Origin of the sequence: Robiginitalea sp. SC105 (genome assembly GCF_014243345.1) — a bacterium.
GTDB lineage: Bacteria > Bacteroidota > Bacteroidia > Flavobacteriales > Flavobacteriaceae > Robiginitalea.
Map to the genome: position 1 here is coordinate 1,359,375 of NZ_JACLZF010000001.1, position 14,574 is coordinate 1,373,948.

A 14,574-nucleotide genomic window follows, 5' to 3' on the forward strand; every position below is an offset into this window, starting at 1 on the left:
TTTATATGCCGCCATTTAGGCGGCATTTTTTTTCAGAATGTTTATCTTATTTGAGATAAGAGCTTCTTAACAAAAAAGGAGTCAAAACCTATTTTCGATGGACTTGTTTAAAAACAAAAAACTAAAACAATGTGAAAGAGAAAAGCAATCTCTATTAGATAAGTACTCTGAAATTATTGATTTAGAAGATGAAATAGAAAAAGTAAACAAACAACTTTCTGAAATTCAGTCAGAACGTGCTAGGATTGCTGTAGATTACGAAAGAGGCAAGAAAAAGTTGGAGGATCTTGTAGAGGAAACTAAGGTTTATGAAAGTAAGTTGGACCTTGTTTCATTTGGTCACTATGACCCGATTTTCAATTTTGATGATTCAGATAGTTACAAGAGAAAAATTGAAGAAATTGTAGCACAACAAAAATCAATGATAAAATCGGGCCTGGCCTGTTACGAAGTTGAGGGCCATGAATGGAAGTCAAGAAAAGCCTTCATTTCAATCGTAAAAACTATGATGAAAGCTTTTAATGGAGAATGCAATAATTTGATTTCCCGAGTTAAATGGAACAATATTTTGACATTTCAAAAGCGAATAGAAAAAGAATATAACTCCATCAACAGAATTAATAAAAACAATAACATAGAGATTAAACCACTTTACAAAAAGCTCAAAATTGATGAGTTAAGGGCTACATATGAACATCGGTTAAAAAAGCACCAGGAGAAAGAAAAGCAAAGGGAGGAAAGAGCTAGAATAAGAGAAGAAGAACGAGCCCAAAGGGATTTTGAAATAGCAAGAAAAAAGGCCGAAAAAGAGGAAGCTTTTTATCAAATGGCACTTGAAAAAGCTAAAAAGGACTTAGGCCTTGTGAGTGGTGAAAAATTAAGTGAACTGGAGAGTCAAATAACAAATTTGGAAGAAAAATTAAAATTTGCCCACGAACAAAGAGAAAGGGCAATTTCCATGGCACAACAAACCAAATCTGGTTATGTCTATGTGATTTCTAATGTAGGCTCCTTTGGAGAGGATATATATAAAATTGGCCTAACTCGAAGGTTAGAACCTTTAGACCGTGTCAGAGAGCTTGGCGATTCTTCTGTTCCTTTTAGATTTGATGTGCATGCCATGATTTACTCCAATGATGCTCCAGCCTTGGAATATGAGCTTCATCAAACCTTTAAAGACAAGAGTCTTAATCTAGTAAATTTCCGAAAAGAGTTTTTTAAGGTTTCCCTGGATGAAATAGAAAGAGCGGTAAACAAAATAGTAGAAAACGAAGTAGAGTTTGTTCGTGTAAAAGAAGCGCAAGAGTATAGAGAGTCAATTTCTATTCGTGAAAAAGTTAATGAAGAGCGAGAAAAGGAAATTGATCTCCCCAGATTTCCCAATAGTATCTTTTAAATCTAATTTGTTACTATATCGTTACTGAAAAAATGATAAAACCCTCAAAATCAAAAGATTATGAGGGTTTTAATGTACTCGGGACGGGACTTGAACCCGTACGGCCGCAATGGCCATTGGATTTTAAGTCCAACGTGTCTACCAATTCCACCACCCGAGCAGGGCGCGAACAAAAAAACGCTGACGGGCAGCGTTTTTTGTGCGTGGAGCGAAAAACGGGATTCGAACCCGCGACCTCCACCTTGGCAAGGTGGCGCTCTACCAACTGAGCTATTTTCGCAATAAAATGTGAACGTGCATCCCCTTTGGATGCGGAGGCAAATTTAATACATTTTGGTGAAAAGCAAAGAACTTTTTGGCGAAAAAGGGGAGGGGAACCCACTACAAAAGTCAGGTTTGCTCCCACGGAAACCGTTGGGCAAAAAGCAGTCATTTGCAGGGCCCAAGAGCCCGGGTCGCCGGGAAGGGGCGCCTCAGTAACCGGCCGCCTGCCCGTCCTTGCGGGACTCCGAGGCCCCGGTGTACACCTTGTTGGGCAGGTCCACTTTGATGGCCTGGTAGCCGCCGTAGATGCCCACGGCAAAGGTCACGTCGTGGCCTTTTTTCTCCAGCTCCCGGATGGTTTTATAATCGAAGCCGCTTTCCAGGTTCAGGGTTCCGCCGTTGGTCATTTTGGAGCCGGTCGGCTGCGAACTGCCGCTGTGGCGCATACGGGGGGCATCGCCCGCTTCCTGCAGGTTCATGCCAAAATCCACGATGTTCACCACGATCTGGGTATGGCCCTGGGGCTGTACGGCCCCACCCATCAGGCCAAAGCTCATCACTGGCTTGCCGTTTTGGGTCATGAACGCAGGGATGATGGTGTGGAAGGGCCGCTTCCCGGGTTCGATCGCATTGGCGTGGTCCGGGTCCTGGACGTTGAACATCTGTCCCCGGTTCTGGAGCACAAAGCCCAAACCGTCCGGGACCATCCCGGAGGCAAATTCCGAATAGATGCTCTGGATCAGGGACACCATGTTCCCGTCCTTGTCCGCAACGGTAAGGTAGGTGGTATTCCCGGATTCGATCTCCATATCCCCGGCGGGGTAGGAGTCCGCTGCCTTGTCCGGGTCGATCAGGGCACGGCGCTGGGCGGCGTAGGCATCGGAAAGGAGTTCCTCCAGGGGGATGTCGTTGAAGGCCGGGTCCGCATAGAATTTGGCCCGGTCCTCATAGGCCAGTTTTTTGGCCTCCGTGAGCACGTGGAGGTATTCCGCGCTCCCGAAGCCCATCGAAGCGATGTCGTAACCCTCAAGGATATTGAGCATCTGCAGGGCTGCCGTCCCCTGTCCGTTCGGGGGGAGTTCCCATATGTCGTACCCCCGGTAGTTGATGCTGACGGGCTCCACCCAGTTGGAGGTATGGGCGGCCAGGTCCTCATAGGACAGGAAGCCCCCGTGTTTTTTCATATAGGTGTCGATGGTGCGGGCAATATCCCCCTTGTAGAATGCATCCCGCCCTCCTTCGGCGATTTTTTCATAGGTATTGGAGAGGTTGGGGTTTTTAAAGACCTCCCCCTTTTTCGGCGGCCGCCCGAGCGGCATGTAGGTTTCGGCAAAGCCGGGCTGGTCCTCGGAGTACTTGTAGGAGCTGGCCATTTCATAGGCGATGACCTCGGATACCGGGAAACCTTCCCGCCCGTAGTCAATGGCGGGCTGCAGCAACTCCTTCATGGGCAGTTTGCCGAATTTGCCGTGGAGCGCAAACCACCCGTCCACGCAGCCGGGGACGGTCACCGGCAGGGGCCCCGAAAAGGGGACGTATTTCATGCCCTGTTCCATGAAGTAGTCGATAGAGATGGATTTGGGGGCGCGCCCGCTCCCGTTGAACCCGTAGAGTTTCTGCTCGTCCGCATCCCAGACGATGGCGAAGATATCGCCGCCAATCCCGCAGCTGGCAGGCTCCACCAGGCCCAACATGGCGTTGGCCGCGATGGCGGCATCCATGGCGGTGCCCCCCTTTTTGAGGACGTCCAGGGCCACCTGGGTGGCCAGGGGCTGGCTCGTGGCGGCCATGCCGTGGCGGGCTAGCACCTCCGAGCGGGTGGTGTGGGTTTCCCCTGTGAGGCGGTCCTGGGCAGCCAGGGTAGTGCAGCAGAAAATGAAGATCAGGAAGGTGTACAGTTTTTTCATGGGGTCGGTAAATAGGGTTTGCCTAAAGCTATTAAAAAAAGGTGGTAATTGTACCTTGGGGCCAGGCATTGACGGGCAGGAGCTTCAGGAAGAGGCCTTCTTGTTGGCCTTCAGCAGCCGCTTGATCTCGTTGAGCTTCATCAATGCCTCCACAGGGGTAAGCGTATCGATGTCCAGGTCCAGGATTTCTTCGCGTATCTGTTCCAGCAGCGGGTCGTCCAGGTTGAAAAAGCTGAGCTGCATGTCCTCCTTCACCGCGTGCAGGCCCTCGGTGAGCTCTTCCCCTGCATGGGATTTTTCGAGCTGCACCAGGATCTTCTGGGCCTTGCGGACCACTTCCTGGGGCATGCCCGCCATGCGCGCCACATGGATGCCGAAACTGTGGTGGCTGCCGCCGGGGACCAGTTTTCTCAGGAAAAGCACCTTGTCCTTCAGCTCTTTGACGGACACGTTGAAATTCTTGATGCGGGCAAAGCTGCCGGCCATCTCGTTGAGTTCGTGGTAGTGGGTGGCGAACAGCGTCTTGGCCCGGGCCGGGTGCTGGTGGAGGTACTCCGCGATGGCCCAGGCGATGGAAATACCGTCGTAGGTGCTGGTGCCCCGGCCAATCTCGTCGAGCAGGATCAGGCTGCGCTCCGACAGGTTGTTCAGGATGGACGCGGCCTCGTTCATCTCCACCATGAAGGTGGATTCGCCCATGGAGATGTTGTCGCTGGCGCCCACCCGGGTAAAGATCTTGTCGGTGACGCCCAGGCGGGCGGCACGGGCAGGGACAAAACTGCCGATCTGCGCCAGCAGGACGATCAGTGCCGTCTGCCTTAGGATGGCCGATTTCCCGCTCATGTTGGGCCCGGTGATCATGATGATCTGCTGCTGGTCCCGGTCCAGGTGCAGGTCGTTGGGCACGTAAGCCTCCCCTGGTGGCAGCTGCCGCTCGATCACCGGGTGGCGCCCCTGTTCGATGCGCAGGTCGGTGGCATCGGTCATCTCCGGGCAGACGTAGTCGTGCTGCAGGGCCAGGCTGGCAAAGCCGCTCAGGCAATCCAGCTCGGCGAGGATGCGGGCGTTTTGCTGGACGGTGGCGATGTACTCCTGCATCCAGACCACCAGCTGGGAGAACAGTTGCTGCTCCAGGTCAAGGATGCGTTCTTCGGCCCCCAGTATCTTTCCTTCATATTCCTTGAGTTCCTCGGTGATGTAGCGCTCGGCGCTGACCAGGGTCTGCTTCCGGATCCATTCCGGGGGGACCTTGTCCTTGTGGGTGTTGCGGACCTCGATGTAATAGCCGAACACATTGTTGGAGGCGATCTTCAGGGAAGTGATCCCGGTCCGTTCCTGCTCCCGCCGGAGCATCTGGTCCAGGTAGTCCTTGCCCGATCCGGCCAGGCCCCGTAGCTCGTCCAGTTCTTCCGAATACCCAGGGGCGATGGTGCGCCCTTTGCCGATGATTGCCGGGGCCTCTTCCAGCAGGACGGCCTTGATCCGCTCCCGTAGCGGGACGCACTGGTCGAGCCGGCCGGAGAGCTCCTCCAGGGCGGGCTCCCCGGAACCGGCCGTGCGGCTTTTGACGGGGACCACGGCTTCCAGGGCGTTTTTTAAATGCACCGTATCCCGGGGGGTGATCTTGCCGGCGGCCACCTTGGCAATGAGCCGTTCCAAATCGCCCATCTGCCGGAGTTGTTCCCGGATCGGGGACAGCAGGTCGGGTTGGCTGCAAAAGTGGGCCACCACCCGGTGCCGCCTCCGGATGGGCTCCAGGTCCTTGAGCGGGAGGGCCAGCCATTGACGCAGCAGGCGCCCCCCCATGGGCGACCGCGTGTGGTCTGTCACATCCAGCAGGGAAACCCCGCCGGGGTCCCGGGTGCGGAACAGTTCCAGGTTTTGCATGGTGAAGCGGTCCATCCAGACATAGTCCTCGGAAGCGAGCCGGCGGATGCCCCCGATGTGCCCGAGCTGCCGGTGCTGGGTCTCCCCCAGGTAATGCAGGATGGCACCGGCGGCCAGGATGCCGGCCGGCTGCCCTTCCACCCCGAAACCTTTCAGGCCGGTGGTCTTGAAATGGTTGGTCAGGGTTTCCCGGGCGTAGTTTTCCTGGAATACCCAGTCCTCCAGGCAAAAGGTATGGTATCCCGGGCCGAATTGCTCCCGGAAATCCGTCCGGTGCTTTTTGGAGATCAGGATTTCCTTGGGGCCGAAATTCTGCAGCCACTTGTCCGTGGTTTCCCGGTTTCCCTCCGAGAGGAAAAATTCCCCCGTGGACACATCCAGGAAGGAAACCCCCATCCGCGCCCCGCCAAAATGCACGGCGGCCAGGAAGTTGTTCGCCTTGGCCTGCAGCATGTCGTCCCCCAGGGCAACTCCCGGGGTCACCAGTTCAGTGACACCCCGCTTCACGATGGTCTTGGTCTGTTTCGGGTCTTCCAGCTGGTCGCAGATGGCCACCCGCTGCCCGGCTTTCACGAGTTTGGGCAGGTAGGTGTTCAGGGCGTGGTGCGGAAACCCGGCCAGGGCTGTCTGGTCGCCCCCGTTGTTGCGCTGGGTGAGCACAATGTCCAGGATTTCGGCCGCCTTCTCGGCATCGGCGCCGAAGGTCTCGTAAAAATCGCCCACGCGGAACAACAGCAATGCATCCGGATATCGTTTTTTGATACCGTTGTACTGCTGCATCAGCGGGGTCTCTTTTTTCTTTTTTGCTGCCAGGGTGTTGCGGTTCTGGGATGTGAGAAACGAAAATAAGGGATTCCCCCTGTGCGCCCAATGGATGTTGATATTTAAGGATAACTTCGGCCCGGGCGGGCCCCCTGCCGGATTTGTGGTATTTTTGGGCCGATTAGCCCCCTGACCCATGCGCAAACTCAAAAATGAGGAACTCGGCCGCCTGGACGTGGCCTCGTTTAAGGAGGCCCGCAAAACGCCGGCCGTCCTGATACTCGACAATGTCCGGAGCCTGCACAACGTGGGTTCCGTATTCCGGACAGCCGACGCCTTCCGGATCGAAAAGATCTGGCTTTGCGGCATCACGGCCCGCCCGCCCCACAAGGATATCCGCAAGACGGCCCTGGGCGCCACGGAAAGCGTCAGTTGGGACTATGCGGCCGATACGCTCACGGCAATTGCCCAGGTGGAGAAGACCCACCAGTGCTGGGCACTGGAACAGGCCGAAGGGGCCGTTGCCCTGCAGGACTTCCGGCCGGAGCCGGGAGCGTCCTATGCCTTTGTCCTGGGCCATGAGGTAAAAGGGGTTTCCCAGGCGGTCATCGACCGCTGCCGGGGCGTGATCGAAATCCCCCAGCTGGGGACCAAACACTCCCTGAACATATCCGTGGCTGCCGGGGTGCTCCTCTGGGATTTTTACGCCAAGACCGCCGGGGGTCAGGCACCCGGATCCGCAGGGTAGTACCCGTCGTGGACAACCCGGTGTCCCGAATAAAAAAACCCCGGCCGAAAGGCCGGGGCTGGGTATAGTTTGAGTTAGTCAGATGTCCTTCAAAAGGAGGCGCAAGAAAATAATTTCGCCCCATTCTACAAAAGGATTCCTAAATTTTAACATCCCCCTGCTCCAGGATGGCAGCCGACATCTGATCGAGGATCCGGTGGTAATCCCCGGGGTTCTCGACAAAGTCACAGCCGCTCACATCGATGACCAGGGAGTTGAGTTCCGGGGAATTTTTCATAAAGTCAAAATACCCCCGGTGGATCTGTTCCAGGTAATCCGCCGGGATCTCCTGTTCGTAGGGGCGCCCCCGTCTGGCTATCTGTTCCAGCAGCCGGTCCGTGTGCTGGTAGAGGTATACGTAGAGGCGGGGTTTGCGGACCTCCTTGTACATGAGGTTGAAGAGTTTCCGGTACAACAGGAATTCGTCTTGCTGCAGGGTGATCCGGGCAAAGATCAGGCTCTTGTAGATGTCGTAGTCGCTGATCATAAACCGCTTGAAAAGATCCAGCTGGCGGGTGTCTTCCGTAAACTGCCGGTAGCGTTCGGCCAGGAAGGACATCTCCAGCGGGAAGGCATAGCGGGCACGGTCTTCATAGAATTTGGGGAGGAAAGGATTGTCCGCGAACCGCTCCAGGATCAGTTTGGCGTCCATGTCCGAGGCGATCATCCCGGCGAGGGTGGTTTTCCCGGCGCCGATATTCCCTTCGATGGCGATATAGCCCCGGTCGGCAAAAAGGGAGGTGCGGTCGGGGAACAGTTTATGGGGGGTCCGTACGACGGAGGCGCGGTCCCTGCAGGACTGCAGCAGGTTCCGGGAATCCTTTTTCAGGACAGGGTGGTAGAATTGGGGGGCAATGTCCGCCAGGGGTTTCAGGACAAACGCCCGTTCGGCGATCTTGGGGTGGGGGATCTCCAACCCGTCCTCCGAGAAGACCTCCCTGCCGTAATACAGGATGTCGATGTCCACACTGCGGGAGGCATATCCGCCGCCGGTTTTCCGCTCCCGGCCGAGTTCTTTTTCGATCCCCAGCAGGACATCCAGCAATTCCCGGGGCCCCAGCCCGGTCTGCACCGCTGCGCAGAGGTTCAGGAAATCCCCCCCTTCGAAGCCCCAGGCAGGCGACTGGTAAACCGGGCTGATTTTAAGGAGGGAGCCCGCGCGGGCGGCAATCAGAAAGAGCGCCTGCTGGAGCAGCCAGGCGCGGTTTCCCAGGTTGCTTCCCAGGGAGAGGAGGGCTGTTTCGGATCGCTTCTGCACAGCGCAAATTACGGAAAAACAATCCGATTCGGACCCGATCGGGCAGGTCTTTGTGACCGATTCAACCCGCGGGCCGGGATGGGCCTGAAGCGTAGGCGGAGATCGGAGGCGAATGGTTATCTTTGCGCCTAGATCTGTCGATTATGGCGTTTTTGAGAAATTTATTGGCGGCAATCCTCGGCACCCTGATGGCCTTAGGGATCGTGTTTTTCATGTTCCTGATTTTTATCAGCCTCGCGGGAAGTGAGGAACCCGTCAACATAAAGAAGCATTCGGTCCTGGAGCTGAGCTTTCCCTACCCGGTAAACGAGTATGCGGGCAACGACCCCAGCGACCCTCTGGCCGGGCTTTTTGATGTTTCCCAGGGACTGGACGAAATCACCAAGGCCATCCGCCTGGCGGCCGATGACGACCGGATCGATGGCATCAGCCTGAGCGGCCCGTACCTCCTGGCAGGCATCTCCCAGACCCGTGCCATCCGCCAGGCGCTTGCGGACTTCCGCGAGAGCGGCAAATTCATCTACGCCTACGGCGACTTTTTCATGCAGAAGGACTATTACCTCTCGAGCGTGGCGGACAGTATTTTCATGAACCCGGCCGGGCAGGTCGAATTCAAGGGGCTTGCAGCCGAGGTCCTCTATTTCCAGGACTTCCAGGATAAGACCGGGGTTCGTATGGAAGTAGTGCGCCACGGCAAATACAAAAGTGCGGTGGAGCCGTTCCTCAGCGATTCGATGAGCGAGGAGAACCGGCAGCAGATCTCGGAATTGCTGGGGTCGATCTGGTCGAGTATCCGGGGGGAAATTGCCGCCAGCCGGGGCCTGGAGGAGACAGAACTGGACCGGATTGCGGATGTGCTTCTGGCGCGGACCCCGGAGCGTGCCGTATCCTCCGGGCTGATTGACGGCCTGCTCTACGAGGATGAGTACAACGACCTGCTGGCAACAGCCAGCGGGGCGGACGATGGGGACCCGATCCAGGTTAGCCTTCAGGACTACATCCGGGCAACAAAGGGCAAACGTTTGTATACGGGCGAAAGCAGGATTGCCATTATCTACGCCCAGGGGGAAATTCTCTATGGGGATGGCGGCCCGGATTTCATCGGGCAGGCCGGGATGCAAGAGGTGTTCAAAAGGGTTCGGGATGACGAGGACATCAAAGCCGTGGTACTTCGCATCAATTCCCCGGGAGGAAACGCATTGAGTTCGGAGGTGATCTGGCGGGAGATCACACAGACTCGCAAAAAGAAACCCGTGGTCGTATCCCTCAGCGATGTGGCGGCCTCTGGGGGATACTATATGGCCGTTGGCGGGGACCGGATCCTGGCGGAGCCGACCACCATCACCGGGTCCATCGGTGTCTTTGCCACCATCCCGAATATCAGCGGGCTCTCTGAAAAAATCGGCGTCAATGCCGAACAGGTGGGTACCCACGACCTGTCGGTGGACTACTCCTTTTTTGAGCCGATGAGCGATGAATTCCGGAAGGTCTTGAGGGACGGCATCGAGGATACTTACCAGACTTTCCTGCAGCGCGTGGCCGATGGCAGAGGGATAAGCCTGGCACGTGCCGACAGCCTGGCCCAGGGCCGGGTTTGGAGCGGGACGGAGGCCGTCCGCCTGGGCCTGGTGGATTCCCTGGGGGGGATGCCCGAGGCATTGGATACCGCAGCCGAGCTGGCCGGGATCGATTCCTACCGCACCCTTTCCCTGCCCAAATACAAATCGGGCCTGGAACGGCTGATGGAGGACCTTGGCGGAACGGGTGAGGCCGCACAGAAAGCAGTGCTCAAAAACCAACTCGGGGACGAATGGGCCCAAATCCTCGGGCAGATCAAGGCACAGATGCAGCGCAAGGGCATACAGGCGCGGCTTCCCTTTACCCTGGAAATCCGCTAGGCATGAAGGGATCCGACCAACAGGTGGCCTATCGGGCATACCTCTTCCTGGGCGCGCTGTTTATTACCTCCCTGGTAGTTTCGAACCTGATTTTCCAGAAATTCTTCTACTGGAAGCCGTTCGGGGATGCCGAGGTCTTCGGGGCCCCGCTTTTTGAATTGTCCGTGGGCATCCTGCCATACCCGATCACCTTTTTGATCACCGACCTGATTTCCGAGATTTACGGCCGGAAGAAGGCGAACCAGGTGGTAACGGCCGGGATATTTGCCTCCTTCTTTTCCATGGGGATCGTCCTGCTGGCCAACCATGCCCCGGCCATCGCCAATTCCCCGGTGGACGACGCCGTCTTCAGCCAGGTATTTGCCCTGTCGCCCGTGGCGGTACTCGCCTCCATGCTGGCCTACCTTTTTGCGCAGTACATCGATATCGCCATCTACCATTTCTGGAAACGCCTGACCAATGGCCGCTACCTCTGGCTGCGGAACAATTTTTCCACCTTTTCCTCCCAGATCGTGGATACGTTTACCGTGATTTGCCTGCTTTGCACCTTCGGGGTCCTTCCCTGGAGCGCTTTTTACGGCCTGTTTGTGTCGGGGGTGATTTTTAAGATATTTATCGCCTTCCTCGACACCCCTTTCCTCTATCTATTCGTATATATCTTCCGCAGGCGTTTTGGCCTGGCGCCCAATGAGGAGATGCCTCTGGACTTCTGATCGCATCCCGGACCACCATTTAACGGATCGGACATACGTATTTCAGCTGCATTGCGTTTATTATAGCGGCGGGGAACGCCCGCCTGAATCCACTTTTAGAATACCACCTATGAAACGAAAAAAGCTACTGAAAATATTTGGGGGGATCCTTTTGTTCCTCCTCTTGCTGGTTATCGGCATCCCGCTTTTCCTGGAGGCCAAAATCGGCCCGATCCTGCGTTCCAACGTGAACAAGGCCATTACCGGCGAATTCGATTTTGAGGATGCCAGCCTGAGCCTAATCCGCAACTTCCCCAATGCCCGGGTATCCCTAACCGGGATGCGCATCACCACGGCGGCCCCGTTCGAAGGGGACACGCTGCTCACCGCGCGGGAGGCCTACCTCGTCATGGGGATCGGGGAGCTTTTCAAAGGGGCCGGGGAACCCATCGGCATCCGGGAGCTCTATATATCCGGGGCCGACCTGAGGCTTAAAATCGATTCCCTGGAGCAGCCCAATTACATGATAGCCGTAGAAGACACCGACCCGGGATCTTCGGCGGATACCGCGGAAGGGTTCACCTTTGATCTGCAGGATTACCAGCTCCGGGACTCGAGGATCTCCTATTCCGACCGGTCTTCGGGGATCGACTTTGTGCTGGAGGAAATCCAGCACGAGGGTACCGGGGACCTCTCCCTGGCCGAGTCCAGGTTGCAGACCCGGACGCAGGCCCTGATCAGCCTGGCCATGGACAGTGTGCAATACCTTCGCCGCAACAGCCTGCAACTCGATGCCCTGATCGGGATTGACCTGGGGACCGATACCTATACCTTCCTGGAGAATTCGGGTACCATCAACCAGATGCCCCTGGTATTCGAGGGCAGTGTCCAGCTGGTGGAAGACGGGCAGGAAATCGACCTGGCCTTCCGCACGCCCAGCTCGGACTTCAAAAATTTCCTGGCCCTGATCCCCGAGGCGTATTCGAAGGACCTGGCCAATGTGTCCACAAGCGGGAATTTCAGCCTGGAAGGAACCGTCAAAGGGAGGTCGGACGACACGCGTATCCCGGGCTTCGACATCCGCATGGAGGCCACCGATGCGTCCTTCCGCTACCCGGACCTGCCCCGGGGCATCGACGACATCAATTTCAGCGCCCGGCTGCATAATACCACTGGCGATATGGACGACACCTTCCTGGAGATCCCGAAGGCCGGTTTCCGGATCGACCAGGATGCCTTTGCCATGAACGCCAGGATCCAGTCGCTCACCACCAACCCGAAGGTGGACGCAGCCGTGAAGGGGACCGTCAACCTGGCCAACCTGAACCAGGCCTACCCGGTGGATATGGCCCCCGGCCTGAGCGGCCTGCTCCGGGCCGATATACAAACGGCCTTTGACATGGCCTCGGTGGAGAATAAGCGCTACCAGGATACCCGAACTTCGGGGACCCTGCAGGTGAGCAACCTGAACCTGCAGACCGACAATTTCCGGGAGCCCGTCAAAATAAGTGAAGCCAGCCTGCGGTTCGACCCGGCCCTCGCCCGGGTGGAAAAATTGTCCGGAACCCTGGGCCAGAGCGATTTCAGCCTGAACGGCTCCATCCCCGGCTACCTGGGGTATATGTTCAACAACGGGCTTCTCCGGGGCGATTTCAACCTGAGTGCCAACCAGCTGGTTGTTGCCGATTTCATGAGCCCGGAACCGCCCACCGGCGCAGAAGCCGACCCGGCAGCTGATTCGGCCTTCCGCATCCCGGAAAACCTGGACCTTACCATCCGGGGGCAGGCCGCAACCGTGAATTACGACGGCCTTCCCCTGCGCAACGTGAGCGGGGGGCTGTTGGTCCGCGACCAGCAACTGCAGATCCAGGACGTCCGCTCGGACGCCCTGGACGGCAAGCTGTCCCTCAATGGGATGTTGTCCACAAGGGAAGGGGCGCCCCGTTTCGACATGAACCTGGGCATTGACGGTTTCCGGATTCGGGAGACCCTCGAAGCCATCGAACTGTTTAAAACCCTGGCTCCCATCGCGGCCATCGTGGAGGGGAAACTGAATTCCAGGGTGAGCCTGAGCGGCCTGCTGAACGAAGATTTCACCCCGGACCTGATGTCCCTGGCCGGCAACGTGGTGGCCGAAGTGCTGGCGACCGACGTGACCGGGAACAAGGCTCGGGTGCTCGAGGCCCTGGATACCAGGCTCGATTTCTTCAAGATGGAGGACCTGGACCTGAAAGGGCTGAAGACCGTCCTGAATTTTGAAAACGGGCTGGTAACGGTCAGGCCCTTCAGTTTTTCCTACCGGGATATCGAGGTAACCGTGGCGGGGAGCCACAGTTTTGACCAGCAGCTGAATTACACGGCCACCCTGCAGGTGCCCGCCAAATACCTCGGCAGCGAGGTAAACCGCCTGGTGACCGAATTGCAGGAGCCCGGGCTGCAGGAGGCGACCATCCCGGTGGTGGCCACCATCGGGGGGCGGTACTCGGAGCCGACGGTCCAAACAGACCTGAATCAGGCCGTTACCGGCCTTACGTCCCGCCTGGTGGAGGCGCAGAAGCAGAAATTGCTGGCGACGGGCAAGGACAAGGCCAACGAGCTGATCGGCAACCTGCTGAAAGGGTCCCCGGACACCACGGCCACCGCAAACCGGAAGGATTCCGTACGCACGGGGCTCGGCAATGTGCTCAAGGACGTGGTACAGGGGAAACAAGCGGATACTGCCGCAGCCAACACCGGTACCCAGACCACGGGCGGCCAGGTGGAAAGCGCCGCACGCAATGTCCTGGGAGGTTTGCTGAAGAAAAAGAAGGATACGGCCCGTACTACGGCCCGCGATTCAGTTCAGTAGCCCGGGCATCCCGGTAGCCGGATCTCACGATTAGCCGGATCGCTCCGGTAGCCCAGAATCCCGGTGGTTCACTCGATTTCCAGGGAGACGAAGTACCCCTCGCTGCCCCGGACATTGAATACGGTATTGTCCCCGAACAGCAGGTACTGCCCCTTGATCCCCTTGAGCTGGCCACTGAACTCCGGTGTTTTTTCCAGGTTGAGGCTTCTGACCTTATCGGGGTAGCGCAGGACCGGGAACTGCAGCCGGGTTTCCTGCGTATCGCTGATGTAGTAGGGGAGGGCCTCTTCCGGGATGTACTGCTTCAGGTCGTTCCGCCAGGCAAACAGGTCCACGTCCTCCAGGGAATCCGTCAGCATCTTCCGCCAGTTGGTCTTGTCGCTCACATGCTCCTTCAGGGCCACTTCTGTGATGCCGGCCAGGTAGCGGTTGGGGGTTTCCACAATTTCGATGGCTTCATGGGCCCCCTGGTCGATCCAGCGGGTCGGTACCTGGGATTTGCGGGTCACCCCGACCTTGACGTTACTGGAATTGGCCAGGTATACGATATGGGGCTGCAGCTGCACCTTTTTTTCGTACTCCAGGTCCCGGTCTTCCTGGTCCAGGTGGGCCCTGCTCTTTTCGGGGTGCATGATCCATTCCCCTGCCCGCGGCGTCTCAAAGAAGCAGGAACGGCAGAACCCCTGCCTGAAGATGGGCCGGTCCTCCCCGCAGTTGAGGCACTGGTATTTCAGGAAACGGATGCCGATCCTGCGGTCCAGCAGGTCGTTCATCCGCACAAAGTCGCCCGGGAACAGCAGGTAATAGCGGATGGGCTGGTCCACTTCGGTCTCCATCTTGCGCAGAACCCCTTCGTATTGCATGTCCAATTGTTA

9 protein-coding genes and 2 tRNA genes are annotated in these 14,574 nt (G+C 57.0%); 5 read left to right on the plus strand and 6 right to left on the minus strand.

What is annotated here, in order from left to right:
* Positions 1-97 precede the first annotated feature (97 nt).
* A complete protein-coding gene (locus H7F20_RS06005; RefSeq protein ID WP_185785204.1) occupies positions 98-1,396 on the plus strand; it encodes a DUF4041 domain-containing protein in 1,299 nt (432 codons plus the stop codon).
* A gap of 75 nt (positions 1,397-1,471) precedes the next feature.
* On the opposite strand, the gene H7F20_RS06010 is transcribed toward H7F20_RS06005, so the two are convergent.
* The 4 genes from H7F20_RS06010 to mutS form a co-directional block, all read right to left on the minus strand.
* Positions 1,472-1,556: transfer RNA gene (locus H7F20_RS06010), tRNA-Leu, on the minus strand.
* Between the two features lie 44 nt (positions 1,557-1,600).
* A tRNA-Gly gene (locus H7F20_RS06015) sits at positions 1,601-1,676 on the minus strand.
* Between the two features lie 193 nt (positions 1,677-1,869).
* On the minus strand, positions 1,870-3,567 hold the full coding sequence (gene ggt / locus H7F20_RS06020; RefSeq protein ID WP_185785205.1) for a gamma-glutamyltransferase: 1,698 nt from the start codon (positions 3,565-3,567) through the stop codon (positions 1,870-1,872).
* Between the two features lie 84 nt (positions 3,568-3,651).
* Positions 3,652-6,267, minus strand: coding sequence for a DNA mismatch repair protein MutS (gene mutS / locus H7F20_RS06025; RefSeq protein ID WP_221898741.1), 2,616 nt, complete (start codon positions 6,265-6,267; stop codon positions 3,652-3,654).
* Positions 6,268-6,412: 145 nt separating this feature from the next.
* On the opposite strand from mutS, the gene H7F20_RS06030 reads away from it, so the two are divergent.
* Positions 6,413-6,964, plus strand: a complete 552-nt coding sequence (locus H7F20_RS06030) for an RNA methyltransferase (protein WP_185785207.1) — start codon at positions 6,413-6,415, stop codon at positions 6,962-6,964.
* Between the two features lie 139 nt (positions 6,965-7,103).
* On the opposite strand, the gene folK is transcribed toward H7F20_RS06030, so the two are convergent.
* Positions 7,104-8,261, minus strand: a complete 1,158-nt coding sequence (gene folK, locus H7F20_RS06035) for a 2-amino-4-hydroxy-6-hydroxymethyldihydropteridine diphosphokinase (protein WP_185785208.1) — start codon at positions 8,259-8,261, stop codon at positions 7,104-7,106.
* Between the two features lie 143 nt (positions 8,262-8,404).
* Here folK and sppA point away from each other — a divergent pair, with 143 nt between their 5' ends.
* From sppA to H7F20_RS06050, 3 genes are all read left to right on the plus strand, one after another.
* A complete protein-coding gene (gene sppA, locus H7F20_RS06040) occupies positions 8,405-10,159 on the plus strand; it encodes a signal peptide peptidase SppA (RefSeq protein ID WP_185785209.1) in 1,755 nt (584 codons plus the stop codon).
* A gap of 2 nt (positions 10,160-10,161) precedes the next feature.
* Positions 10,162-10,872 carry a queuosine precursor transporter gene (locus tag H7F20_RS06045; RefSeq protein ID WP_185785210.1) on the plus strand — a complete coding sequence of 237 codons (711 nt, stop codon included), beginning with the start codon at positions 10,162-10,164 and terminating at the stop codon, positions 10,870-10,872.
* Positions 10,873-10,981: 109 nt separating this feature from the next.
* The gene (locus H7F20_RS06050; protein WP_185785211.1) at positions 10,982-13,699 is read left to right on the plus strand and encodes an AsmA-like C-terminal region-containing protein; all 2,718 of its coding nucleotides are present in this window, start codon (positions 10,982-10,984) and stop codon (positions 13,697-13,699) included.
* 68 nt (positions 13,700-13,767) lie between these two features.
* Here the strand turns inward: H7F20_RS06050 and H7F20_RS06055 are convergent, their stop codons facing one another.
* Positions 13,768-14,562, minus strand: a complete 795-nt coding sequence (locus tag H7F20_RS06055; protein WP_185785212.1) for a DUF2797 domain-containing protein — start codon at positions 14,560-14,562, stop codon at positions 13,768-13,770.
* Positions 14,563-14,574 lie beyond the last annotated feature (12 nt).